The 21,917-nt window shown below is 70.3% G+C and carries 18 protein-coding genes, 1 tRNA gene and 1 pseudogene; 3 read left to right on the top strand and 17 right to left on the bottom strand.

Annotated features, from left to right (window positions below; translation table 11 throughout):
- Window positions 1-4 precede the first annotated feature (4 nt).
- Complete coding sequence (locus SRB17_RS02640) at window positions 5-1,369, bottom strand: MFS transporter (protein ID WP_267133407.1); 1,365 nt, start codon at window positions 1,367-1,369, stop codon at window positions 5-7.
- Between the two features lie 339 nt (window positions 1,370-1,708).
- Here SRB17_RS02640 and SRB17_RS02635 point away from each other — a divergent pair, with 339 nt between their 5' ends.
- A complete protein-coding gene (locus SRB17_RS02635) occupies window positions 1,709-2,716 on the top strand; it encodes a helix-turn-helix transcriptional regulator (protein WP_153534223.1) in 1,008 nt (335 codons plus the stop codon).
- A gap of 53 nt (window positions 2,717-2,769) precedes the next feature.
- Here SRB17_RS02635 and SRB17_RS02630 read toward each other — a convergent pair.
- From SRB17_RS02630 to SRB17_RS02605, 7 genes are all read right to left on the bottom strand, one after another.
- Window positions 2,770-2,842: transfer RNA gene (locus SRB17_RS02630), tRNA-Ala, on the bottom strand.
- Between the two features lie 117 nt (window positions 2,843-2,959).
- Window positions 2,960-3,628: a histidine phosphatase family protein gene (locus SRB17_RS02625; RefSeq protein WP_153534221.1), complete on the bottom strand. Its 669-nt coding sequence runs from the start codon at window positions 3,626-3,628 to the stop codon at window positions 2,960-2,962.
- Window positions 3,628-4,071 (bottom strand): ribosome silencing factor, encoded by a 444-nt coding sequence (gene rsfS / locus SRB17_RS02620; RefSeq protein ID WP_323374873.1) that lies wholly within the window; start codon window positions 4,069-4,071, stop codon window positions 3,628-3,630. Before rsfS ends, SRB17_RS02625 begins: the two co-directional genes overlap by 1 nt.
- A 102-nt stretch (window positions 4,072-4,173) precedes the next feature.
- Entirely contained in the window at window positions 4,174-5,898 is a 1,725-nt protein-coding gene (locus SRB17_RS02615) for an LCP family protein (protein WP_323374872.1), read from the bottom strand.
- A 16-nt stretch (window positions 5,899-5,914) separates the two neighbouring features.
- The gene (gene nadD, locus SRB17_RS02610; protein WP_153534217.1) at window positions 5,915-6,610 is read right to left on the bottom strand and encodes a nicotinate-nucleotide adenylyltransferase; all 696 of its coding nucleotides are present in this window, start codon (window positions 6,608-6,610) and stop codon (window positions 5,915-5,917) included.
- A 56-nt stretch (window positions 6,611-6,666) separates the two neighbouring features.
- Window positions 6,667-6,822, bottom strand: coding sequence for a hypothetical protein (locus tag SRB17_RS45285; protein WP_194293880.1), 156 nt, complete (start codon window positions 6,820-6,822; stop codon window positions 6,667-6,669).
- A 120-nt stretch (window positions 6,823-6,942) separates the two neighbouring features.
- Window positions 6,943-7,107 (bottom strand): hypothetical protein, encoded by a 165-nt coding sequence (locus SRB17_RS02605; RefSeq protein ID WP_153534215.1) that lies wholly within the window; start codon window positions 7,105-7,107, stop codon window positions 6,943-6,945.
- Window positions 7,108-7,209: 102 nt separating this feature from the next.
- On the opposite strand from SRB17_RS02605, the gene SRB17_RS02600 reads away from it, so the two are divergent.
- Complete coding sequence (locus SRB17_RS02600) at window positions 7,210-8,298, top strand: M48 family metallopeptidase (RefSeq protein WP_153534214.1); 1,089 nt, start codon at window positions 7,210-7,212, stop codon at window positions 8,296-8,298.
- Window positions 8,299-8,602: 304 nt separating this feature from the next.
- Here the strand turns inward: SRB17_RS02600 and SRB17_RS02595 are convergent, their stop codons facing one another.
- From SRB17_RS02595 to proB, 5 genes are all read right to left on the bottom strand, one after another.
- Window positions 8,603-9,673, bottom strand: coding sequence for a hypothetical protein (locus SRB17_RS02595; RefSeq protein ID WP_153534212.1), 1,071 nt, complete (start codon window positions 9,671-9,673; stop codon window positions 8,603-8,605).
- A gap of 89 nt (window positions 9,674-9,762) precedes the next feature.
- Entirely contained in the window at window positions 9,763-10,356 is a 594-nt protein-coding gene (locus SRB17_RS02590; protein ID WP_153534210.1) for a hypothetical protein, read from the bottom strand.
- A gap of 94 nt (window positions 10,357-10,450) precedes the next feature.
- On the bottom strand, window positions 10,451-11,737 hold the full coding sequence (locus SRB17_RS02585) for a glutamate-5-semialdehyde dehydrogenase (RefSeq protein WP_153534207.1): 1,287 nt from the start codon (window positions 11,735-11,737) through the stop codon (window positions 10,451-10,453).
- 92 nt (window positions 11,738-11,829) lie between these two features.
- Window positions 11,830-12,252 carry a hypothetical protein gene (locus SRB17_RS02580; protein ID WP_323374871.1) on the bottom strand — a complete coding sequence of 141 codons (423 nt, stop codon included), beginning with the start codon at window positions 12,250-12,252 and terminating at the stop codon, window positions 11,830-11,832.
- 133 nt (window positions 12,253-12,385) lie between these two features.
- Entirely contained in the window at window positions 12,386-13,492 is a 1,107-nt protein-coding gene (gene proB / locus SRB17_RS02575; RefSeq protein ID WP_323375106.1) for a glutamate 5-kinase, read from the bottom strand.
- 222 nt (window positions 13,493-13,714) lie between these two features.
- Here proB and SRB17_RS02570 point away from each other — a divergent pair, with 222 nt between their 5' ends.
- On the top strand, window positions 13,715-15,109 hold the full coding sequence (locus SRB17_RS02570; protein WP_323374870.1) for a polysaccharide pyruvyl transferase family protein: 1,395 nt from the start codon (window positions 13,715-13,717) through the stop codon (window positions 15,107-15,109).
- Between the two features lie 122 nt (window positions 15,110-15,231).
- Here the strand turns inward: SRB17_RS02570 and SRB17_RS02565 are convergent, their stop codons facing one another.
- From SRB17_RS02565 to SRB17_RS02550, 4 genes and pseudogenes are all read right to left on the bottom strand, one after another.
- Window positions 15,232-16,392, bottom strand: a complete 1,161-nt coding sequence (locus tag SRB17_RS02565) for a glycosyltransferase family 2 protein (RefSeq protein ID WP_153535615.1) — start codon at window positions 16,390-16,392, stop codon at window positions 15,232-15,234.
- Between the two features lie 344 nt (window positions 16,393-16,736).
- Window positions 16,737-18,830, bottom strand: coding sequence for a hypothetical protein (locus SRB17_RS02560; RefSeq protein WP_323374868.1), 2,094 nt, complete (start codon window positions 18,828-18,830; stop codon window positions 16,737-16,739).
- A 202-nt stretch (window positions 18,831-19,032) separates the two neighbouring features.
- Window positions 19,033-20,529 (bottom strand): bifunctional cytidylyltransferase/SDR family oxidoreductase, encoded by a 1,497-nt coding sequence (locus SRB17_RS02555; protein WP_323374867.1) that lies wholly within the window; start codon window positions 20,527-20,529, stop codon window positions 19,033-19,035.
- Window positions 20,530-20,737: 208 nt separating this feature from the next.
- Window positions 20,738-21,797, bottom strand: a pseudogene (locus SRB17_RS02550) (hypothetical protein).
- Between the last annotated feature and the right edge of the window lie 120 nt (window positions 21,798-21,917).

Genomic DNA, 21,917 nt, shown 5'->3' with positions numbered 1-21,917 from the left:
ACGGTCAGCGACGCCTCAGTACCAGTCCGGACACGGCGCCCGCCGCAGCCGCTGAGGCCAGCGCCCAGGCACACACCGAGAACGCCTCCGCAGAGGTATACGAGCGCAGAACCCCGAGCGACTCAACCCGGTTCAGGAACAGTGTGCCGAAAGACGCCACGCCGATCAGCTGACCGAGCTGGGTGACCGTCGCCAGCAGACCGCTGGCGTCCGCCGCGTCCTCGGGCCGCACGGTGGCGAGCGCACCGGTGAGCGTCGGGCTGAAGGCGAGCGCCAGCCCGGCGCCCAAGCCCGTGTACCCGGCGTACAGGACCGCTCCCCCGTCGCCGCCCCCGTGGAAGGCCAGCCCGACGACGGCCACGGACACCGCGGTCAGCACGAACCCGGCCGGGGTCAGCGCCCGTTGCAGCCCGGCGGGCCACCTCCGCCAGGTCAGGCTGACGGCGCCGAAGACGCCGGCGGTCGGGGCGAAGCTCAGTCCGGCCCGCAGCGCGCTGTAGCCGAGGCCGCCCTGGACGTGCAGGGTCAGCGCGAAGAGGAAGCCCGCGTTGACCGACATCACGGCGAGGATGCGGAAGACGGCCAGGCCGATGCCCGGATGGCGCAGCACTCGGGGAGCAATCAGCGGGGCGCCGCCGTGCCGGGCCAGCCGGGTCTCGTACCCGCAGAACAGCGCGAACAGCACGACCGCACCGGCCAGCGACAGCCAGGACCACAGCGGCCAGCCCTCCTCCTGCCCGAGCACCAGCGGCACCGTCAGCAGCGACACGCCCGCGCCCAGCAGCACCAGTCCGGGCAGGTCGAGCGCACGGGCCCGCTCCTTCCCGCGCACGCCGCCGAGCGGCAGCACCCGGCGGCCGAGTACGAGCAGTACGGCGCCCACCGGCACGTTGACGAGGAAGACCGGCCGCCACCCGGTGCCGAACAGATCGGCGCTGACCAGCACACCGCCCACGATCTGCCCGGCCGCCGCACCGACGGCGAGAACCGCGGAATAGGCGCCGAGCGCCCGGGCCCGGGCCTCGCCGGCGAAGGTGCGCTGGATCAGGCTGAGCACCTGCGGGATGGCCAGCGCCGCACCGGCACCCTGCACCAGCCGGAAGACGATCAGTTCGGTCGCCCCCTGCGCCAGACCGCAGGCGAGCGAGGCGGCGGTGAACAGGGCGACACCGGCGAGGTGGACCCGGCCGTGGCCGAGCCTGTCGCCGAGCCTGGCGCCGGTGATCAGCAGCACGGAGTAGGAGATGGCGTAGCCGGCGATGACCAGCTGCAGGTCGGCGCCCGAGGCATGGAGTGCGGAACCGATGGTGGGGGCCGCGACGTTCACGATGAAGACGTCGAGGGCCGCCATGAACAGGGCGGTGAGCAGGACCGGCAGCAGCAGCCGGGACCCGTTGTCAGTGCGGGGTGCTTCACTGTCGGTGACGGTTGATGAGGAACCCTCGGCGATCGAGGGGTCACTGTCAGTGGCGGGTGTTTCACTGATCGCAGGGTTCGGAACGGGCCCGGTTCGGGATGTCGTCGTCATGGCGTCGAGCCTGACGACGGTCCGGTACCGGTGCCGAGAGCCCGGCGATGCTGGTACTGCCAGCACCTGGCAGGGCCGGGTCAGGGTGCGGACGATGAGGACGGGGACGTCGGGGATGACGGGGATCGGGGGATGCCGAGGATGGCGGGGACGACGGGGGATGGCGGGGGGACACGCGCGATGACGACGCACGCGACGAACACGACGGACACCGCGAAAACGACGAACACGGTGAACGCAGCGAAGACGGCGAGCACAGCGCAAACGACGAGCACAGCGCACAGGGCGCGGACGGCGGAGACGGTCCGGCCGGCGAGCGCTCGGCGCCGCAGGCCGGAGCTGGCCTCCTTCCTGCGCACCAGGCGGGCGCGGGTGACACCGGCCGACGTGGGCATGCCGCCGGGCCTGCGGCGGCGCACACCCGGGCTGCGCCGGGAGGAGGTCGCCCAGCTCTCCGGTGTGGGTGTCACCTGGTACACCTGGCTGGAGCAGGGCCGGGCGATCAACGCCTCACCACAGGTGCTGGACGCGGTCGCCCGCACACTGCGGCTGGACGCGCCGGAGCGGGAGCATCTCTACCGGCTGGCGGAGGTGCCGTTCGAGGCGGCCCCGGATGCCCTGCCCCGACGCGTCACCTCCGAGGTGCAGGCCATCATCGACACCCTCGACCCACTGCTGGCGGTGGTCTACAACTCGCGTTACGACATCCTGGCCGCCAACTCCGCCTACCTCGACCTGTTCACTGTGCCGCAGACAGCCGGGATCGGCGCGCCGAACGCCCTGTGGACGCTGTTCACGGTGCCCGAGAGGGCCTGTCCGGTGGTGCACCGGGAGCGCGAGCTGCCGGTGATGGTGGCGACGCTGCGGTCGGCGTACGGCAGACACGTGGGCGAGCCGGCCTGGGAGGAGTACATACGCGCGCTGTCGGCGGCGAGCCCCTGGTTCGCGCAGCTGTGGGCGAGCGGTGAGGTGATACCGCCGGGCCCTCGGGTGAAGACGTTCCGTCACGCGGCGGTGGGCGAGATGCGGATGACCTCACAGTCGCTGTCCATCGACGGGATGCCCGAGTGCCGGATCGTCGTCTACACCCCGAAGGACGAGGAGTCGCGCGAGAAGGTCACGATGTTGCGGGAGCGAAGAGAGCGACTGTGGCCACCGTCGTCCACAACAGAAAATCCCGCCCCCTGAGGGGACGGGACCTTCATCACCGATCTTTGACAACTCAACAGAGTGCCGATCAGTGGAGCTAAGGAGAATTGAACTCCTGACCTCCTGCATGCCATGCAGGCGCTCTACCAACTGAGCTATAGCCCCTCACGCCACGCGGCGGAGCCGCATGGTGTCTCGCCCCGCTCGGCGGGGCGAACAAGAAGAACTTTAGCCTGTGACCTGCCAGAAAGTGAAATCCGGCGTCCGCGAGCCTCCTGAGGCTCAGTCGTCGTCGCCGAGGACCGGCTCCGGGAGGGTGCCGGCGTTGTGCTCCAGCAGGCGCCAGCCGCGGGCGCCCTGACCGAGCACGGACCAGCAGCAGTTGGAGAGGCCACCGAGGCTCTCCCAGTGCCCGGCCTCCAGGCCGAGCAGCCGGCCGATGGTGGTGCGGATGGTGCCGCCGTGGCTGACGACGACGAGCGTGCCGTCCTCGGGCAGCTTCTCGAGGTGCCGCAGGACGACGGGCGCGGCGCGCTCGGCGACCTCGGTCTCCAGTTCGCCGCCGCCGCGGCGGACCGCCTCGCCGCGCTTCCAGGCGGTGTACTCCTCGCCGTAGCGGGCGATGATCTCCTCGTGCGTCAGCCCCTGCCAGACGCCCGCGTAGGTCTCGCGCAGGCCCTCCTCGCGGGTGACGTCGAGGCCGGTGAGGACGGCCAGCTCGGCGGCCGTGTCCGCCGCCCGCTGCAGGTCCGAGGAGATGATCGCGTCCGGCCCCAGCGAGGCCAGCAGCCGGGCGGCCCGGCGGGCCTGGCCGATGCCGGTCTCGGTCAGCGCGACGTCCGTGCTGCCCTGGAAGCGTCGCTCCACGTTCCAGGCGGTCTGGCCGTGCCGCCACAGGATGATGCGACGGCCGCGGCTCTTGCGGTCGGTCACCTCGCCGGTGGAGCTCATCACCACTCCCCGCCCGACTCCTGCTCGGCCTCGGCGGCCTGCAGCTTCGCGTGCTCCTCCGCCTTGCCGCGGGTGGCCTTGGCGTCGGCGGGCAGCTCCAGCTCGGGGCAGTCCTTCCACAGCCGCTCCAGGGCGTAGAAGACCCGCTCCTCGCTGTGCTGGACGTGCACGACGATGTCGACGTAGTCGAGCAGGATCCAGCGGGACTCGCGGTCGCCCTCGCGGCGCACCGGCTTGGCGCCGAGCTCCTTGAGCAGGCGCTCCTCGATCTCGTCGACGATGGCCCTGACCTGGCGGTCGTTCGGCGCGGAGGCCAGCAGGAAGGCGTCCGTGATCGACAGTACGTCGCTGACGTCGTAGGCGATGACGTCGTGGGCGAGCTTGTCAGCCGCCGCCTGGGCGGCGGTGTTGATGAGCTCAAGGGAACGGTCGGTGGCGGTCACTACGAAGCTTTCGGGTCGGCGGTCACTGGACCTCAAGGGTCTCACGGACCGCCCGGCGCACCCCACGTGATTACGGTGGCACGTGGGGTGGCCGGGACCGGGTCAGGAACTGGCGGGCTTGTAGTCCTGACCGAGGACGACCGAGACGTCCGCGCCGGAGGAGACGGTGCCCTTGGTGACGGAGCCGGCGGGCAGACCGAGGGTCTTGGCGACCTCGGTGGCGTCCGACTTGTGGGAGGCGCCCGCGTAGACCACCTTCGAGGTGGCCTGCGTGCCGGAGGCGGTGCCGCCTTCCAGGAAGGTGAAGCCGCCGTTGAGCAGCACCACGCGGGCCTTCTCCGTGTCGTCCTTCACACCGGTGGCGTTCTGCACGGAGACCCGGACCGCGGAACCGGCGTCGGGGCTCTTGGCGGTGCCGCCGAGGATGTCCCTCACCACGCTGTCGCTGGTCTTGGCGCTCAGGGTGCCGTCGGCCTGCACGGGCAGCAGGGCCGTCTTGTAGGCGCCGCTCTTGGCGAGGTCGGCGAGCTTGGCGAGGAAGGTGCCGAGGTCCTTGTCGGTGAGCGGCGGGTCGAGGATCTGCGCGAGGGTCTGCACGGTGGTCGTGGCCGACGACGGGTCGGAGGACAGCTTGCGCAGCACGCCCTGCATGACCTGGCCGAACCGCTCCAGCTGAGCGTTCTGGGACTCGCCGGCGGCGCGGTAGGTGGCATAGGCGACGGCCGTCTTGCCGCTGAGGGTCTGGTCGCTGCCCTTGTGGACGAGGGGCTCGGCGCCCTTCTTCTTCGCGTCCGGGTCGGGCACGTCGGTATTGGTGTCGATGTCGATGTTGCCGACCAGGTCGACCAGGTTCTGCAGGTAGGGGGTGTCCAGGCGCCACGTGCCCTGGATGTCGGTGCCGAGGACAGTGCCGAGCTGGTCGCGGGTGCCGGAGGAGCCGTCGTCGTCCACCGACTTGGCGAGGGTGGTGGTGGAGCCGTCGTCGTCGCTCAGGGCGAGGGAGTTGGGCAGCAGCACGGTGCTGCCCTGCTTGGTGGTGGTGTTGTCGACCAGCAGCGCCGTGGAGGTACCGCCCTTGCCGGTGTTGTGCAGGTGGACGACGATCACGTCGCGTTTCTGGGCGCCGACCGGAATGGCCGCGCCGGGCTTGGAGCCGGAGGAGGACAGGCCGGGCAGCTTCCCGGCGTACCAGAGGTAGCCGACGCCGCCGACGGCGACGAGGGCGAGGACGACGAGGAGGGCGATGATCCGGCTGCGGGCGCGGCGCCGGGCCTCCTCGCGGCGCTCGGTGCGGTTCTCGGTGAACTTCAGCCAGTCGATGACGTCCTCGGAGTCACCGTCCGGCTCCTCGACGAACGCGAACTGCTCGGTGTGGTAGTCCCGGTCACCGTCGTCGTGCGGCCGCTCGGGCTGCGCCGGGGCGTGCGAGTGCTCCGCCGGGCCCGCCTGCTGCGGGATGTAGGCGGTCTGCTCGGTGACCCGGGGCTGCTGTCCGCTGCTCGCGGCCTGCCCGTAGGGGTCGTAGCCGGCGGGGTGCTGGGTGCCGGTGCCGTAGGGGTCGTACGGGGCCTGGGAGCCATAGGGGTCGTACCCGGGCGCGGGCCGGCCGGGGTCGTGGGAGGTCACCGGCGGCTGCTGGCCGGTGGCGTACGGGTCGTAGCCGTAGCCCTGCTGCTGGGCGTACGGGTCGTAGGTCGTCTGCTGAGCCTGCTGTGCCTGCTGTGCCGGGACCTGCCGGTACACGGGCCGGCCGTACTCGTCGTAGCCGACGATTTCGTACGGGCCCGTGCCGTAGCCGGCGTCACCCGCGTCGTATCGGTCGTTCACCGGTGCCCCTCTCGGCTCACTCGCCGCGGTACAGCTCGCGCTTGTCGATGTAGCGCACGACTCCGTCCGGCACCATGTACCAGATGGGTTCTCCCTTGGCGACTCTCGCACGGCAGTCCGTGGAGGAGATGGCCAGCGCGGGCACCTCGACGAACGAGACGCCGCCCTCCGGCAGGCCGGGGTCGGACAGATGGTGGCCGGGCCGGGTGACGCCGATGAAGTGCGCGAGGGAGAACAGTTCCTCGCTGTCCCGCCAGGTCAGCAACTGGGCGAGGGCGTCGGCGCCGGTGATGAAGAACAGGTCCGTGTCGGGGTTGAGCGCGCGGAGGTCGCGCAGGGTGTCCACGGTGTAGGTGGGGCCGCCGCGGTCGATGTCGATGCGGCTGACGGAGAACTGCGGGTTCTCGGCGGTGGCGATGACCGTCATCAGATAGCGGTCCTCGGCCGGGGAGACCTTGCGGTGCGACTTCTGCCACGGCTGGCCGGTGGGCACGAACACCACCTCGTCGAGCTGGAACTGCGCGGCGACCTCGCTGGCCGCCACCAGGTGCCCGTGGTGGATCGGGTCGAAGGTTCCGCCCATGACGCCCAGGCGCCGCTTGCCCGTGTCGGCGGGGCCGTGGCCCGGCCGGTGCCGGCGGTACTGCGGGTGCTTGACCGTGTCGTCGGCGGTCTCGTACGCCGGGCCGGTAGGCATGTCCTGCTCTCCCATGCGTGCAGACCCTACCGGCCCGGCCTCTGGTGTCCGGCCGGGGACGGGGTCCCTGCTCAGCGGTCGCGGTTGAAGCGGGTGGTGATCCACAGCAGAAGCAGCAGGATGGCGAGGGCGCTGCCGCCGGTGACCGCCGGGTTGAGGCTGTTGTGGTGGCCGCCCTCGGCTTCGGCGAGGGTGACCAGCTGGGCTGCGGCGCTGTGAAGGCTCATCTTCGGCAGGACCTAACGCGTGTGGGCGGGATAAAGATGTCGGCTCATCGTATGCGGGCGCCCCGGCGACGATCACGCCGACTCCGCCGTTCGCGCCGCGCGGGGAACTTCCGCGAGCTGTCAGTCGTCTTTCCGCTTGTAGCCGCTCAGCAGGAACCAGGCGGTCAGTGCACAGCCCAGGATCATCACGATCAGGACGATACGGAGCAGATCGCCCGATCCGTGCTGCTGGACGGCGCTCGTGGCGGCCTCGGTCAGCCACGCGGCTGCGGGGTGGTGCTCCATCTGTGGACTCCTTCGGCTGTACTGCCCGTCCACGGTATCTCCGCCTAGGCTGGGCTCTGCTTCGGGGGCACAGTGGGCACTCACACGCACATGGGGGAAGACATGTCCGACGACGGCCAGCAGCAGACAGGGCACGAGAGCGTGCCGAGCAGGCAGCGCAGGCGCTTCCCGGGGATCTCCTCGCGTGCCTACGAGCATCCGGCCGACCGCTCGGCCCTGGTCGCGCTGCGCAAGCTGAGCGGATTCGACACCGTCTTCAAGGCGCTCAGCGGGCTGCTGCCCGAGCGGAGCCTGAGACTGCTGTTCCTGTCCGACTCGGTGCGCGTCTCCGAGCGGCAGTTCCAGCATCTGCATCACATGCTGCTGGACGCCTGTTACATCCTGGACCTGGAGAAGGTCCCGCCCATGTACGTCAACCAGGACCCGCAGCCGAACGCGATGTGCATCGGCCTGGACGAGCCGATCATCGTGGTCACCACGGGGCTCGTGGAACTCCTCGACGAGGAGGAGATGCGGGCGGTCGTCGGGCACGAGGTGGGACACGCGCTGTCCGGTCACTCGGTGTACCGCACGATCCTGCTGTTCCTGACCACCCTCGCGCTGAGGGTGGCCTGGATTCCGCTGGGCAACCTCGCGATCATGGCGCTCGTGACGGCGCTGCGGGAGTGGTTCCGCAAGTCGGAGCTGTCCGCGGACCGGGCGGGGCTGCTGGTCGGGCAGGACGTCAAGGCCTCGATGCGCGGCCTGATGAAGATCGCGGGCGGCAACCATCTGCACGAGATGAACGTGGACGCGTTCCTGGAGCAGGCCGAGGAGTACGACGCCGGGGGCGACCTGCGCGACTCCGTGCTGAAGATCCTGAACGTGCTGCCCCGCTCGCACCCCTTCGCCACGATCCGTGCGGCCGAGCTGAAGAAGTGGGCCGAGTCCCGGGATTTCCAGCGGATCATGGACGGCCACTACCCGCGGCGTGACGAGGACAAGGACACCTCGGTCAGCGACTCCTTCCGCGAGTCGGCGGCCAGCTACGCGAGCGATGTGAAGACCTCCAAGGACCCGCTGATGAAGCTGGTCACGGACCTCGCGGGCGGTGCGGGTGACCTGGGCGGCCGGGTTCGCCGCGGCTTCGACGGCTTCCGCAGCCCGCCTCCCGCGAAGGAAGGCCCGACAGACGCCCCGGCCGAGGGCTGACACCCCTCTCCACAACGGCACCCGCCTCCTGCTCGCCTACCGGCGCGGCACCCGCGTCCGGCTCATCTGCCGCCATGACACCCTCGGCCTTGTCTTCCCCGCCGCAACGGCGCTCAGCCACGACGGCGGATCCGGGCGGCGCCGAACCCTCCTCAGCCCGAAAGACCAACCCCGGACACCCGGAAAACGCCGCACACCCCGGGCGACCCGAAATCGCCCCACACCCCGGGCGACCGGAAAGCACCACACGCCGCCGCACCCGAACACCCTCACCCCCGCCCCGCCGGCCCCCGAAACTCCCGGCTCACACCTTCGGCTCAGCCCCAGCGGCCAGCGTCCCGCACAGGGCCGTGGGGCTGTCCGTCTCGTAGGGGTCGGTGCCCGCGGGGCCGCCGGTGTGGGCGGTCTGGCCGGCCAGGAGAGGGCGGAAGTAGGACGTGGAGTCCTCGGCGCAGGCGAGGGGGCCGGCCTGGACGTAGGACGCGAGCAGCTGGACCTGGTGGGTGCGCAGGTCGTCGCGGGTGAAGCGGAAGGTCAGCTCGCGGCGGACCGTGAACAGGGACACCGGCGCGTTCGCCGCGGCCCCGGTGGGGCGCAGGGCGTAGACGAAGGTGTGGTCGGCGGTGACCTCCAGGGTGCCCGAGTCGCTCTCGGACGCCTGAAGGTCGCCCTGGACGCGGATCCGGTCGTCGGCGAGCTGGGCGCGGGAGGGGTCGAGACGGACCAGCCAGCCGGTGGGGGCGTGCCGGCCGTCCCCGGCCGGGCGGTCGAAGCTCTGGTCGAACTGGTCGAGCTGGTCGGCGTCGAGGAGGGACCGGGCGGGGCGGACCTGGCGGCCGGTGAGCACCTCGGGGTAGAGCGAGGAGCGGACGATGTAGTCCTTGGCGGTGGTGAGCGCGGTCACCACCTCGCTGTCGGAGAAGTGGGCGGTGCTGCGGGAGGCCGGCAGGGGTATACCCTCGGCGCCGACCTCGTACTGGGCGGCGGGACTGTGTGCGTACAGGTACTCGGCGTCGGCGGTGCCGGGCACCTTGCCCGTGGGGGCGAGCGGGATCACCGTCATCCGCAGGGGCTCGACGGGGCGCCGGGTCTCAGGGGAGCCGTAGGGGTGGCGGACGCCCATGTAGATCGCGGTGCCGAAGGCGACGGCGATCAGCAGGACGAGGATCAGGGCCTGCCGGGTCAGTCCGCGGTGCAGGGGCGGGCGGCGGCGTACGGCGGGCGCGTGGTCGGCCATCCGCTCCTCGGCGGAGTACTCCTGGAGGCGGGCAGCACGGACGAACGACTCGTCGAACACGACGGATCGGTACTCGTCCTCTCCACCTGCGGGGCCGCCCTCGGGTGTGCCCTCCGGTGGGTCTCCAGGCCCGCCCATACTTTCAGAGTAGGTCGCACGAGCCTCAGGTAAACGCCCTGCTACACGACAAGTTCTGACAGGTGCTCACCAAAAGCGAAGGCAGGCGTTCAGGGGGAGCGCGGGATGGCCGAGGCCGCCGGCTGGGAGGTGTCGGCGGAGACGGAGGGCGCGGCGGCGCTGCCCTGTTCCAGGCCGGTCGAGGCGGGTGTGGGGACCCCGTCCCGGGTGCCGGCGGAGCCGCCCCGGTAGACGGCCGCGAAGGCCAGGGCGACCATGCCGATGCCCATCACGACGGCCAGTACCCAGGCCACGGGGCGGTGCCAGCGGACCTGCTTGCCGTATCCCCCGAAGTGGCGGTCGCCGAGGACGTAGGTGTCCTCCAGCTCGTCGTCGTCGAGATCTTGGCCGAATTCGGTCCCCTCGGGACCGTAGGCGTCGTCGTAGCGCTCGCCTCGGGCGTGGGCGCGGCGGGCCTCCGCCTCGGAGGCCTCGGCTCTCGCCTGTGCGGCGGCCAGGAGGCGCTCGACGGCGGTCGGCTCATGGACCGTGGCCGCCTGTACGAAGGCCTCGTCGAAGACCACGGAGGCGAACTCTTCGTCCGACACCCCGCGGTCGTGGTCGTCGTCGGGCTCCCAGCCGTCAGGGAACGGCGTGCCCCCCACGTCCTCCGGCACGCATCCAGAGTAGACCTGGGGGGTCAATTTGGGCAGACGGTATGGAAATTCGTCTGACTGGTGAGATGCCGTTTCGGCCGCCCGCCAAGGCTCCCCGGGCGTACGGCCGGACGGGTGAATGTCAGGGGCGCACGTGGCCGTCGCCGGTGACGATGTACTTGGTGCTGGTCAGCTCCGGCAGACCCATCGGACCGCGGGCGTGGAGCTTCTGGGTGGAGATGCCGATCTCGGCGCCGAAGCCGAACTGGCCGCCGTCGGTGAAGCGGGTGGAGGCGTTCACGGCGACGGTGGTGGAGTCGACCAGCTGGGTGAAGCGGCGGGCGGCCTGCTGGGAGGTGGTGACGATCGCCTCGGTGTGCCCGGAGGTCCACAGCCGGATGTGCTCGACGGCCTTGTCCAGGGAGTCGACGACCGCGGCGGCGATGTCGTACGAGAGGTACTCGGTCTCCCAGTCCTCGGCCACGGCCTCCACGACCGTCGCCTTGGAGTCCTTGGCGTAGGCCATCACCCGCTCGTCGGCGTGCACGGTGACGCCGGCCTCGGCGAGGGCGTCGAGGGCGCGCGGCAGGAACTCGGCGGCGATGTCCTGGTGGACGAGGAGGGTCTCGGCGGCGTTGCAGACGCTGACCCGCTGGGCCTTGGAGTTGATCAGGATGTCGATGGCCATGTCGATGTCGGCGCGCGCGTCGACGTAGACGTGGCAGTTGCCGGTGCCGGTCTCGATGACCGGGACGGTGGACTCGCTCACCACGGTCTGGATGAGGGAGGCACCGCCCCGCGGGATCAGCACGTCGACCAGGCCCCGGGCGCGCATCAGCTCGCGGATGGACTCGCGGCTCTCGCCGGGCACCAGCTGGACGGCGTCGGCGGGCAGCCCGGCGCCGCCGACGGCGTCCCGGATGACGCGGACGAGGGCGGTGTTGGACTCGTAGGCGGAGGCGGAGCCGCGCAGCAGGACGGCGTTGCCGGACTTCAGGCAGAGGGCGGCGGCGTCCACGGTGACGTTCGGACGGGCCTCGTAGATGATGCCGACGACGCCGAGCGGGACGCGGACCTGGCGCAGGTCGATGCCGTTGGGGAGGGTGGAGCCGCGGACGACCTCGCCGACCGGGTCGGGCAGCTTGGCCACGTCACGGACGTCCGAGGCGATGGCGCGGACCCGCTCGGGGGTGAGGGTGAGCCGATCGACGATGGCCTCGCTGGTGCCGTTCTCCCGGGCCTTGGCGACGTCCTTGGCGTTGGCCTCGACGATCTCGCCGGTCCGGACCTCGAGGGCGTCGGCGATGGCGAGCAGCGCGTCGTCCTTCAGGGCCCGCGGGAGCGGCGCGAGGTCGGCGGCGGCGGCCTTGGCCCGGTAGGCGGCCCGGGTGACCGGAGACATCGAGTCGTACGGCGAGAGCGTGGTCATGAGGGAAGGGTAGTGCGCGGGGCGGGTCGGTCACCGCTCATCCCAAACCCCGAGACAAGGTCTCAGGAGGGCTCAAGAGGGATCAAGGAGGATCAAAAGGGGTGGACCCCGACCGGTGTCGCGGGCGGCGGGCCGTAGCCCTCGGCGATGCGCTGGTGGTAGGTCTCGCGGTCGATGACCTCCAGGCCGACGATCTCCCACGGGGGCAGACCCGCGGTCTGCCGGTGCTCGCCCCACAGGCGCAGGGCGACGGCCGCGGCGTCGTGCAGGTCGCGGGCCTCCTCCCAGTACCGGATCTCAGCGTGGTCGCTCGCGTACCGGCTGGTCAGCAGGAAGGGGTGGTCGTGGGCCAGCTGTTCGAGGGCGCGCCGCAGGTCGGTGAGGGGGACGTCGGGCCCGGCGACGCTGAGCGTGACGTGCCACAGCCGGGGCAGGTCCCTGGGCTCGAAGGTGTCACCGGCCGCGACGCTCGTCAGGGCACCGCGGGTGGCCACCCCAGTGCGCACTCGTCTCACGACGGCCTCCTTCACCCAGTGTTCGGGAACGTCCCTCGGAACGCGTCTCTGAGACAAAGTTGAGCAGGCCCTACGGCGGCGCGGGGCGGTTTTACGGAACGTCCCCCACCGAGGGTTGTCGTTACGTCCCGTTTTACGCGTGCAAGAGCACCAGGTCGTCCCTGTGTACGACCTCGCGTTCGTACGCCGGGCCGAGTTCCCGGGCCAGTTCGCGGGTCGAGCGCCCGATCAGCCGGGGGATCTCCTTGGCGTCGAAGTTGACCAGTCCACGGGCCACCGCACGCCCGGAGGTGTCGCGCAGTTCGACGGGGTCGCCGGCGCTGAACTCGCCCTCCACGGCGGCGATTCCGGCGGGCAGCAGCGACGTACGGCGCTTCACGACGGCGTCCACCGCGCCGTCGTCCAGGGTCAGCGCGCCCTGCGGGGTGGAGGCGTGCTGGAGCCAGAGGAGGCGGTCGGCGGAGCGCTTGCCGGCGGGGTGGAAGTAGGTTCCGGTGTCGCCGCCACCGAGGGCGTCCGCCGCGTGGACCGTGCTGGTGAGGACCACGGGGATGCCTGCCGCGGCCGCGATCCGGGCGGCCTCGACCTTGGTGACCATCCCGCCGGTGCCCACCCCGGCCTTGCCCGCGCTGCCGATCTCGACGCCCGCGAGGTCCTCCGGGCCCTTCACCTCCGCTATCCGCGAGGTGCCGGGCCTGCTGGGGTCGCCGTCGTAGACGCCGTCGACGTCGGAGAGGAGGACGAGGAGGTCGGCGTGGACGAGGTGGGCGACGAGGGCGGCGAGGCGGTCGTTGTCGCCGAAGCGGATCTCGTCGGTGGCGACCGTGTCGTTCTCGTTGACGATCGGGAAGGCGCCCATCGCGAGCAGCTTGTCGAGGGTGCGGGAGGCATTGCGGTGATGGGCGCGGCGGCTCATGTCGTCGGAGGTGAGCAGGACTTGGCCGACACGGACGCCGTAGCGGGCGAAGGAGGCGGTGTAGCGGGCGACGAGCAGGCCCTGGCCGACGCTGGCGGCGGCCTGCTGGCGGGCGAGGTCCTTGGGCCGGCGGCGCAGCCCGAGCGGGGCGAGGCCGGCGGCGATGGCACCGGAGGACACGAGGACGATCTCCCGCTCTCCCCCACTGCGGATCTTGGCCAGCACGTCGACCAGGGCGTCGACGCGGTCGGCGTCCAGACCGCCGGCGGCGGTGGTCAGCGACGAGGAGCCCACCTTGACGACGATCCTGCGGGCCTCACCCACGGCCTGCCTTGCCCTTGCCACCTTGCCCTCTGTTCCCTCGTGGTCCCGCGCGCTGTTCCGGCTGCCTGAGCGGCAATCTACGCGAAGTGGATCGCCCCTCGCCCATCGGTCCAGCCTCCGGACACGCGGTCCGTGACTGTGCTTTCACTATTTGCGTACGGCAAAAAGGTTGTACTGATTCCGTATAGAAATTAAAACTGATCCAAACATAAGTTGAAGTTCGTGAAACGCATTCTGCTCAGATCGGGCAAGAGCCCGTACGACGTCCTGTCCGTCGAGGAGGCCCTGCACCGGGACGTCATCGCCACCAACTCAGGCAATCTGATCTTCAGCGACGCGGCGCACAAGATCCTTCAGACACCGGGCACCGAGGTCGTCTCCAACGGCATCGGCACGGACCTGGCCGCGGCCGTCCGGATCAACGAGGAGTACGACGCGTTCGTCGTCCCACTGGCCAACGCCTTCCGGCCGTCCTTCGAGGGCCGGCTGAAGCGGCTGACCCGGCTGATCGGCAGGCTCCGGATCCCGGTGGTGGTGCTGGGCGTCGGCGCGCAGACCGGGGTGAGCTACGACCCGGCCCGGCTGAAGCCGATGGAACAGTCGGTGCGCGAGTTCTGCACGGCGGTGCTGGAGCGCAGCTCGTCGATCGGCGTCCGGGGCGAGTTCACCGAGCAGTACCTGCGGGACATGGGCTTTCGTGACGTCGAGGTCATCGGCTGCCCGTCGATGTTCCTGTACGGCCCCGAGCTCGAGGTCCGCAAGCGGGTGCCGGCGCTGAGTGCCGAGTCGCGGATCGCGCTCAACGGTTCGCACAGCGCGGTGCAGAAGCAGGGCCTGGACCGGATCATCGGCCGTGCCCACGCGCGCTATCCGAACCTGCGGTTCATCGGCCAGAACCTCAGCGACGCACGGCAGTTGCACTGGCGGGACCTCACGGATCCCAACTCCCGGGTGACCGCCATGCCGACACACCCCGACCACCCGATGTACCGGGAGGACAAGGTGCGGGTGTACGTCGACCCGGTCACCTGGATCGACGATCTGCGCGGCTTCGACTTCTCCTTCGGCTCGCGCATCCACGGCAACATCGCGGCGCTGCTGGCGGGGACGCCCGCGACCGTGCTGTGCGGTGACTCGCGCACCCTGGAGCTGTGCCGGTACTTCGAGATCCCGCACCAGCGGCTGGACAGGGCCGCCAAGGACCCGGAGGCGGCGGATCCGGCGCGGCTGTACGAGCAGGCGGACCTCGGCGGCCTGGTGGGCAACCACCGGGAGCGGTTCGACCGGTTCGTCGGCTTCCTGGACAAGAACGGGCTGCGGAACACATTCACGCACGGCGACGGCGGCGCCGTCTTCGAGGAGCGGCTGCGGTCGCTGTCCTTCCCGCCGGGCATCCGGCCGTGGAACGACACCGACCTGGCCTCGCTCAGCAGCCGCTTCGGCTGGCTGCACAGCCAGGTCAGCGAACTGGCCCAGGACAATGCGCAGTTGCGCAAGGAGCTGGCCCGGTCGAGCAAGGCGCAGGGCACGGCCGCGCCCGCCGCCTCCGTCTACCGGCGCGCCCGCCGCGTGGTGGGCCGCCCGCTGCGCCGGGCCCTGCAGCCGGGCAAGCAGTAGGGCCCGGCCCGCTCAGACCGCGGTGCAGCCAGCCCTGCTGTACGGCGGCCGGCCGCTCGGCAGGCCGCATTCGACACCGGGAAGGCTCGGCGTACGGCCCCGGCCGTGGGGAGCCGGGGTGGTCAGGCCGCCGCTGTTTTGAAGTCCTTCGCCGACAGCGTCCGCCGTACCTTGCGGACGGCCCGGCGCAGGAAGGAGTTGGCGGCGGCCTCGCGGTAGCCGTGGACGGTGCGGGCCTCACGGGGTGCGGCGAGGTAGATGTCGTCCGGGATGCCGGCCGTCTCCGACCGGAAGTGCGGGTAGGCGAGGTAGACGCGGGTGCCGCGCTTCTCCAGGATCGCGCCGGCCTCCTGCTTCGCCTTGACGAACTCCACGACGTCCAGGAGGAGTTCGGCGCGCTGCAGGGCGACCAGGTGCAGTCGCAGCCGCTCGTGCACCTTCAGCCGCCGGGCCACTCCGGGCGTCCAATAGGCGTCCGTCAGCGGCTTGGCCAGCTCCAGCTTGTGCCGGCGGACCTTCTCGCCGTCCCTGAGGAACCTGGGCCCGAACTGCGGCAGCAGGGTGATGAGGAAGGGCCGGACCATGAGGGTGTCGCGCTTGTCCCCGGCCGGCACCAGGTCCGCGATCAGCCTCATCAGGGCGCGCGCCGAGTCGAAGCGGAGCGTGTAGCTGCCGCTCTTGGTGACGTGCTTGCCGTCGTCGCGGCCGACCAGGTAGTAGCAGGGGTAGTCGGCGAGGACGGAGACGCCGTCCGCGCGCAGGTACGCCTCCATGGTGAAGAGGGCGTCCTCACCGGTGAACAGCGACTCGTCGAACCGCATGCCGTGCCTGTCCAGCAGCTCGCGGCGGAACAGCTTCTGCGCGCTCAGCGTGAACTTGATGTTGGAGGAGAAGACGTCGGTACGGCCGAGGGTCTTGCCCCACATGGACTTCGGCGGGATGCGGTTGATGCCCTCGACCTTGCCGAGCACCACGTCCGTGCCGTTCTCGTCGGCCATGGCCACCATGCGCTGAAGTGCCTCGGGGCCGAGCCGGTCGTCGGCGTCGAGGAAGAACACGTACCGGCCGGCCGCCTTGCCGAGGCCGACGTTGCGGGGGCCGCTGGGGCCGCCGGAGTTCTCCTGGCGGATGACGGTGACGTGCATGGGGGCGCGGGCGGCGAACTGCTCCAGGTACTCCCCGGTGCCGTCCGTCGAGCCGTCGTCGACCGCGATGACCTCGAGGCGTGCCGGGTCGATGGTCTGCGCCTCGACGGAGGCCAGGCACTCGACCAGGTACGGCATCGCTTCGTACGCCCCGATGATCACACTCACATCAGGCTGCGTCACGACGGTCACACTTCCCCCTTACTTACCAAATGACAATTTTCCCCGTATTGCCGCAATGGCAACTTGTTAGACGGACTTCTCATGGGAGCGGTTGCCCTGCGCGGGGAGATCAGTGGCGCACGTCACACGGGGTTCGGGTGTTCACCTGACAGTACGTAGGGTCGGTAAGAGTTGCTCACCGTCGGCCGGCGGCCGGGGTAAGAGCGCCCGTAAGAAGCCTGAACAACGGATTCCGCACAACGAGAAGGGCCGGCCGCGGGATCGTTCCCGGGGCCGGCCCTCGTCGGCAGTAGGGGCTGTCAGCCCGCGTTCGCACCGTCCTGGTCGTCGGCGGACGCGGTCCGCTGGCCGGGCACCGCGTTGGTCAGCTCGACGGCCTCGGCCGGGTCGGCGTTCGCGGCGCCGAGCCGGGACTGCTGGCCGACGTTGCGGGCCTCGGCCTTGAGGGCGAGGTCGTCCACCGCGGTGTTGAACTGGACGATGGACGTCGGCTCGTCCGGGCCCAGCAGATACCGCTTGAGCTGGGTGCGGGCGTCCATCAGCGGATCGGCGGACGGATCGCGCACGGCGTCCAGCAGGCCACCCAGCTCACGGGCGTCGTTGGACAGGATCACGGCGGCGCGCACCGCCGTGTTCTGGCGCTTGAACTCCTCGTGGCCGAGCTCGGCGGAGTCGGTGACCGCGTACGGCTTGCCGCTCGCGATGAAGTCGGAGACCACGGAGGAGATGTCGGAGACCATCGCGTCGGAGACGTTGAAGCAGTCGTACAGGCGCGGCTCGGCGCCGGTGATGACGCGGTGCTCGTACGACGGGAAGGAACGCCAGTAGGCGGTGTTCCACTCGGCGCGCAGCCGGGCGGTCTCCTCGTGCCTGGCCACGTCGACCACGCCGTCGCGGGTGGCCTCGGCCTCGTCGCCCCTGTCGCCGCCGGCCGCGGTCAGCTCGGCGAGCCGGGCCTCGATCCGGGCCAGGTCGGCCTTGGCCTGGGCCACCGCCTTGCCGTCGGCGGTGAAGCGGGAGTCGGCGGCGCGCTCGGCGGCGGCCTTCTCGACCAGGGCGGTGATCCGCTTGTGCGCGGCGCCGGCCTCCTTGCTGACAGTGCCGGTGAACGGGTGCGGCTTGTACAGGACGCGGACCGGCGGATCGGCCTTGACCAGCTTCTTCACGATGTTCACGCCGGCGAGCACGATCGAGGTGTTGCCCGGGTTGCCGTCCCAGCCCTCCCAGGTGGGCGCGTACAGCACGGTCGGGACACGTCCGTCGGGCACGCCCTGCCAGTTCTCGATGGGCGCGAGCTGCGGGCGGCCGACCTCCACGATGTCGTCGTCGCGGACGCCGACGTCGGCGATGGCGTACCGGTCGCGGCCGGCGCGGCCGGCGGTCCACACCTCGTCGTAGACCTTGCTGTACGGGTTGACGCTGGCGAGCTTGTCGCTGTCGCCGTGGCCGATGAAGACGTGTTTCATGGTGGGCACGCGCAGCAGGTGGATGTTCTTGCCCACGTTCGCGGCGTACAGGGCGACGCGCACGGTCGACAGGTCCAGGTTCATCAGGTGCACCCCTCCGGGCACGCAGATGACGGGGACCGTGGTCGGCGCGAGGCTGTTCAGGATGGCCCGCTCGCGGAGGATGATCAGCGGCCGGGTGTCCAGCTGCTCCATCGTCTCCAGCCACATGTTGACCTGGTAAGCGGAGTCCTTGGAGCCGGAGAAGTACAGGACCGTCTGCGGCTTGTAGCCGGCCAGCCAGTCGTCGACGGCGGCGAGGACGACCTCGGCCCTCGGCGGGATCTTCCGGCCGCGCACGTACGGCACGAGCACCAGGACGTACAGGACGCCGAGGCCGACGGTGAGGCCGACGCCGGCGAAGCCCGGGGCGGCGGGTGAGTCCTGCCCCGCGGAGACCAGAATGCCGACCATCGCGAACAGGTCGAGGTGGAGCATCTTCTCCGCGCTGCGGTGCAGCAGGCGGTGCGGCGGGGCGTCCGGGATGCGGATGCGGGACTTCAGGTCGATGTTGCGGGTGGCGACCGGCATCCGACGGCGGTTGCGGATCAGGGTGACCAGCGCGCCGTGCGGGGCCTGGAGGCCGTAGAAGGCGATGAAGCAGGCGACGGCACCGTAGAAGATCAGGTCGTCCGCGTGCGACAGGCGGGCCAGCAGCAGGATCAGCAGCAGCTGCCGGATCAGGAAGCGGATCGACAGACCCGCCCGGATCTTGCTGAGGCGGTTGATCAGATAGCTGCCCTTGCGGTGCAGATAGTGGTCCGCCAGGTACGTCACGGCGGCCAGCGCCGCGAAGGCGGGAACGCTCGGGACGAGCGCGGCCAGCATGAGCGCCGGGAAGCCCAGGATCATGAGCGCCGCCGCGGTCAGCTCGGCCGCGCTGCCCACCCGGGCTACGCGAATAGCGGTGGATATCACGGAGAAACCTGCTCTGGGAGGGGGAGTGCCGGTTCGCTGGAAATTATGAGAAATATGAGAGATGTGAGAGATGTGAGAGATGTGAGAGATGTACGGATTCAGGCCTCTGCTAACGCCCGGTGAACGAGCGACAGCAGAGGCCTGAAATTCCTAAAAAGCTATTGACGAATTATTACACGCCGTCCTGGCGGTCCAGAACGGTGGCCAGTGCCTGCTCGAAACCGGAGGCCTGGGCGGCGCCCGCCGTCGGGTCCTGCTGGCGGACGTCGATGACGTGGCCGGTCAGTTCCGACAGCAGCACGTCCAGGGAGGTACGGGCCACGGCCTCGGAGGAGAGCAGCGAACCCGCGGGCTCCTGGCCGAAGGCCTTGGTGCGCATCGGGGTGGCGGTGCGCTCGGGGTTGATGCAGTTGACGCGGATGCCGTCGCCCGCCCACTCGTCGGACAGCGCCTGGGTGAGGTTCACCATGGCGGCCTTGGTGGAGGAGTACAGGGAGTACTCGGCGCGGCCGCGGGTGTAGCTGCTGGAGGTGTACAGCAGCAGCTGGCCCTTGGTCTCGGCCAGGTACTTGTAGCTGGAACGGGCGATCTGCACCGGGGCCAGGTAGTTGACCTTCAGCGCCTCCTCGATGGTGGCGTTGTCGGTCTCGGCGAGCTTGCCGATGCGCAGCACGCCCGCGGTGTTGACGACGTAGTCGATCCGGCCGGTCTCCGCGTACGCCTTGGACAGCGCGTCGTCGACCTCCTCCGGGTTCTCCACGTGGGTGCCGGTGGTGGAGCGGCCCAGCGCGTAGACCTTCGCACCGTAGGACTCGGCGAGTTCGGCGATGTCCTTGCCGATGCCGTAGGAGCCGCCGAAGATGACGAGCGTCTTGCCGGTGAGCAGGGCGCGGTAGTCGTCCTCGCCGTTCTGCTCGGGGGCGGCGGTGGAGGCGAGCTGGAACAGCTTGTCCGCGATGAAGACGTCGACCGGCTGGGTCACCTTCATGTTGTACTCGTCACCCGCGACGACGTGGATCGGCACGTCCGGCAGGTACTTGAGCACGACGGAACAGTCGTCCGTGGCCTGGAAGTTGGGGTCACCGGCGGCGACGTCGTAGGCACGGCGGATCGTGGACAGCTTGAAGGCCTGCGGGGTCTGGCCGCGGCGCAGCCGGGAACGGTCCGGGATCTCGGTGATGAACTCGCCGTCCTCGCCGTGCGTGCGCGTGACGATGATGGTGTCCGCGGACGGGATGGCGACGTCCACGGCCTGGTAGCGCTCGAGCGCGGCCACACAGTCGTCGATGACGCGCTGCGAGAGCAGGGGGCGTACGGCGTCGTGGAAGAGGACGTTGAGGTCCTCACCCTCGGCCAGGCCCTCTCGAAGCGCGGAGATGGCACGCTCGGTGGTCTCGTTCCGCGTCGAGCCGCCCTCGATGATCTTCTTCACCTTGGTGAAGCCGGCCTTGGCGACGATCTTCTCGACGTCCGGCACATAGCCCGGCGCCATCAGCACGATGACGTCGTCGATGGAGTCGGCCTTCTCGAACGTGGTCAGGGTGTGCTCGATGACTGCCTTGCCGGCGATCTTCAGCAGCTGCTTGGGGATCGACAGACCCACCCGCTGGCCGGTGCCACCGGCCAGGATCACTGCGGTGGTTCGGGGCTTGGCTATGTGCTGTGACACAGGCTGACCTACCTTGGGGCGACAGGGAACCGGGAAATGGTCCCACTTCAGGTAAGGGCAGTGCAAGGTGAGCGACATCCCATGCATATGTGAGCGCAACCTGTCATTCACCTTGCGCTCCTGGTGATTGGGTCCGGGTCTCGCGAACCCCCGTGAATTTGCTGTGAGTAAGTCCACAGGTCGGTCACGGGAGAGCGCCAAGACCCCTTCAGCGCCGCCCGAGCCGCTTCAGGCGGCGGTGTCCGAGTATCCGCACGAGTTCCCTCGACGACGCCTGGTGCACGTCCCGGACGGAAGCCTGCCCGGCCGCCGCGGCCAGGGCTCCGTACAGCGCCCGGGCCGCGGCCTCCGGGGCGATCCGGGGCTCGGCCGGCCCGGGCTCCGGCTGCTCGGGAACGGCGGACAGCAGCGCCGGATCGCCGAGGACCCGCACGCCCAGCGCGGCGATCCGTCCGGCCGACTCCACGCCGATCGCGGCCGCCCGCTCGACCGCCCAGCGCGGGGTCACGATCTTCACCTCTCCGGGCGCGGGAGGGCTTGCGTTCTTCATATGGGGCACGGCGCCGCCCCGCACAAGACGGGAATACAGCTCGTCCGGCAGTCCATTGCCGCGGAATTCGACATTAAGATTCCGCAGCATTTCGGTCTCGGCGAGGGTAAGAGACCGATTGGCGGCGTCCGGAACGGGCCGGAGGAGTTTCTCCGGCAGCCCGAGCAGCACCTCGAGGGTGCGCGGCAGACCACCGCGGTCACGGTCGTCCACCACGACCACGGTCACCCGCCCCGGACCGACGGCCCGCGCCCAGCGCTCGACCAGCCGGTCGTGCCGGTGCCGGTGCCAGAAGCTCGGATTGGGCTTCTCGTACGGCGGCCTGCGGAGCATGTGCTCCAGCCAGTCGGCGTAGCCCATGCGCAGCCCGTTCTGCACGTACTGCTGCCACTGCGAGGGCATGATCTTCACCAGGGGACGCAACGTGACCAGCACATGCACCCGGTCGCCACCGAGCTGCCACCTGGTCCAGCAGCCGCCGCCAGTGCCGGTCGGTGGGCACGGGGTCGCCCATCATCGCGGGCCGGGCGCAGGCGGCGAGGGCGGCTTCCATCGGGTGCCGGGTGTGGGCCGGGAACGCGACACCGTGCTCCCCCAGCCGGTCCTTCGCGGCGAACAGTGCGCCCTGGAGGGCCGTGGTCCCGGTCTTGTGCGGGCCGATGTGCAGCAGCCGGGTGCCGGGCGGCAGGGGTGTGGGTTTCGTACAGTCCGTTTCCATGGTCACGAGACGGTAAGAGACTTACCTGAGGCTTACCTGAGAGCGCCGTGGGACCCCGCTGAGTCCCACGGCGCGCGCACGGACACACGCGCCGCACGGACACACGCGCCGCACGGACAC

The organism is Streptomyces sp. RB17 (assembly GCF_009604455.1).
Taxonomy (GTDB): Bacteria; Actinomycetota; Actinomycetes; order Streptomycetales; family Streptomycetaceae; genus Streptomyces.
This window is presented reverse-complemented; position numbering and strand designations above follow the sequence as displayed.

What these genes read in the sequence shown, in the direction of transcription:
- SRB17_RS02595 (WP_153534212.1), bottom strand. Translation starts at nt 9,673, where the DNA reads ATGGGCGGGCCTGGAGACCCACCGGAGGGCACACCCGAGGGCGGCCCC.
- SRB17_RS02585 (WP_153534207.1), bottom strand. Translation starts at nt 11,737, where the DNA reads ATGACCACGCTCTCGCCGTACGACTCGATGTCTCCGGTCACCCGGGCC.
- SRB17_RS45285 (WP_194293880.1), bottom strand. Translation starts at nt 6,822, where the DNA reads ATGAGCCTTCACAGCGCCGCAGCCCAGCTGGTCACCCTCGCCGAAGCC.
- nadD (WP_153534217.1), bottom strand. Translation starts at nt 6,610, where the DNA reads ATGGGAGAGCAGGACATGCCTACCGGCCCGGCGTACGAGACCGCCGAC.
- SRB17_RS02625 (WP_153534221.1), bottom strand. Translation starts at nt 3,628, where the DNA reads ATGAGCTCCACCGGCGAGGTGACCGACCGCAAGAGCCGCGGCCGTCGC.
- SRB17_RS02565 (WP_153535615.1), bottom strand. Translation starts at nt 16,392, where the DNA reads ATGCCGTACCTGGTCGAGTGCCTGGCCTCCGTCGAGGCGCAGACCATC.
- SRB17_RS02605 (WP_153534215.1), bottom strand. Translation starts at nt 7,107, where the DNA reads ATGGAGCACCACCCCGCAGCCGCGTGGCTGACCGAGGCCGCCACGAGC.
- SRB17_RS02635 (WP_153534223.1), top strand. Translation starts at nt 1,709, where the DNA reads ATGACGACGCACGCGACGAACACGACGGACACCGCGAAAACGACGAAC.
- SRB17_RS02600 (WP_153534214.1), top strand. Translation starts at nt 7,210, where the DNA reads ATGTCCGACGACGGCCAGCAGCAGACAGGGCACGAGAGCGTGCCGAGC.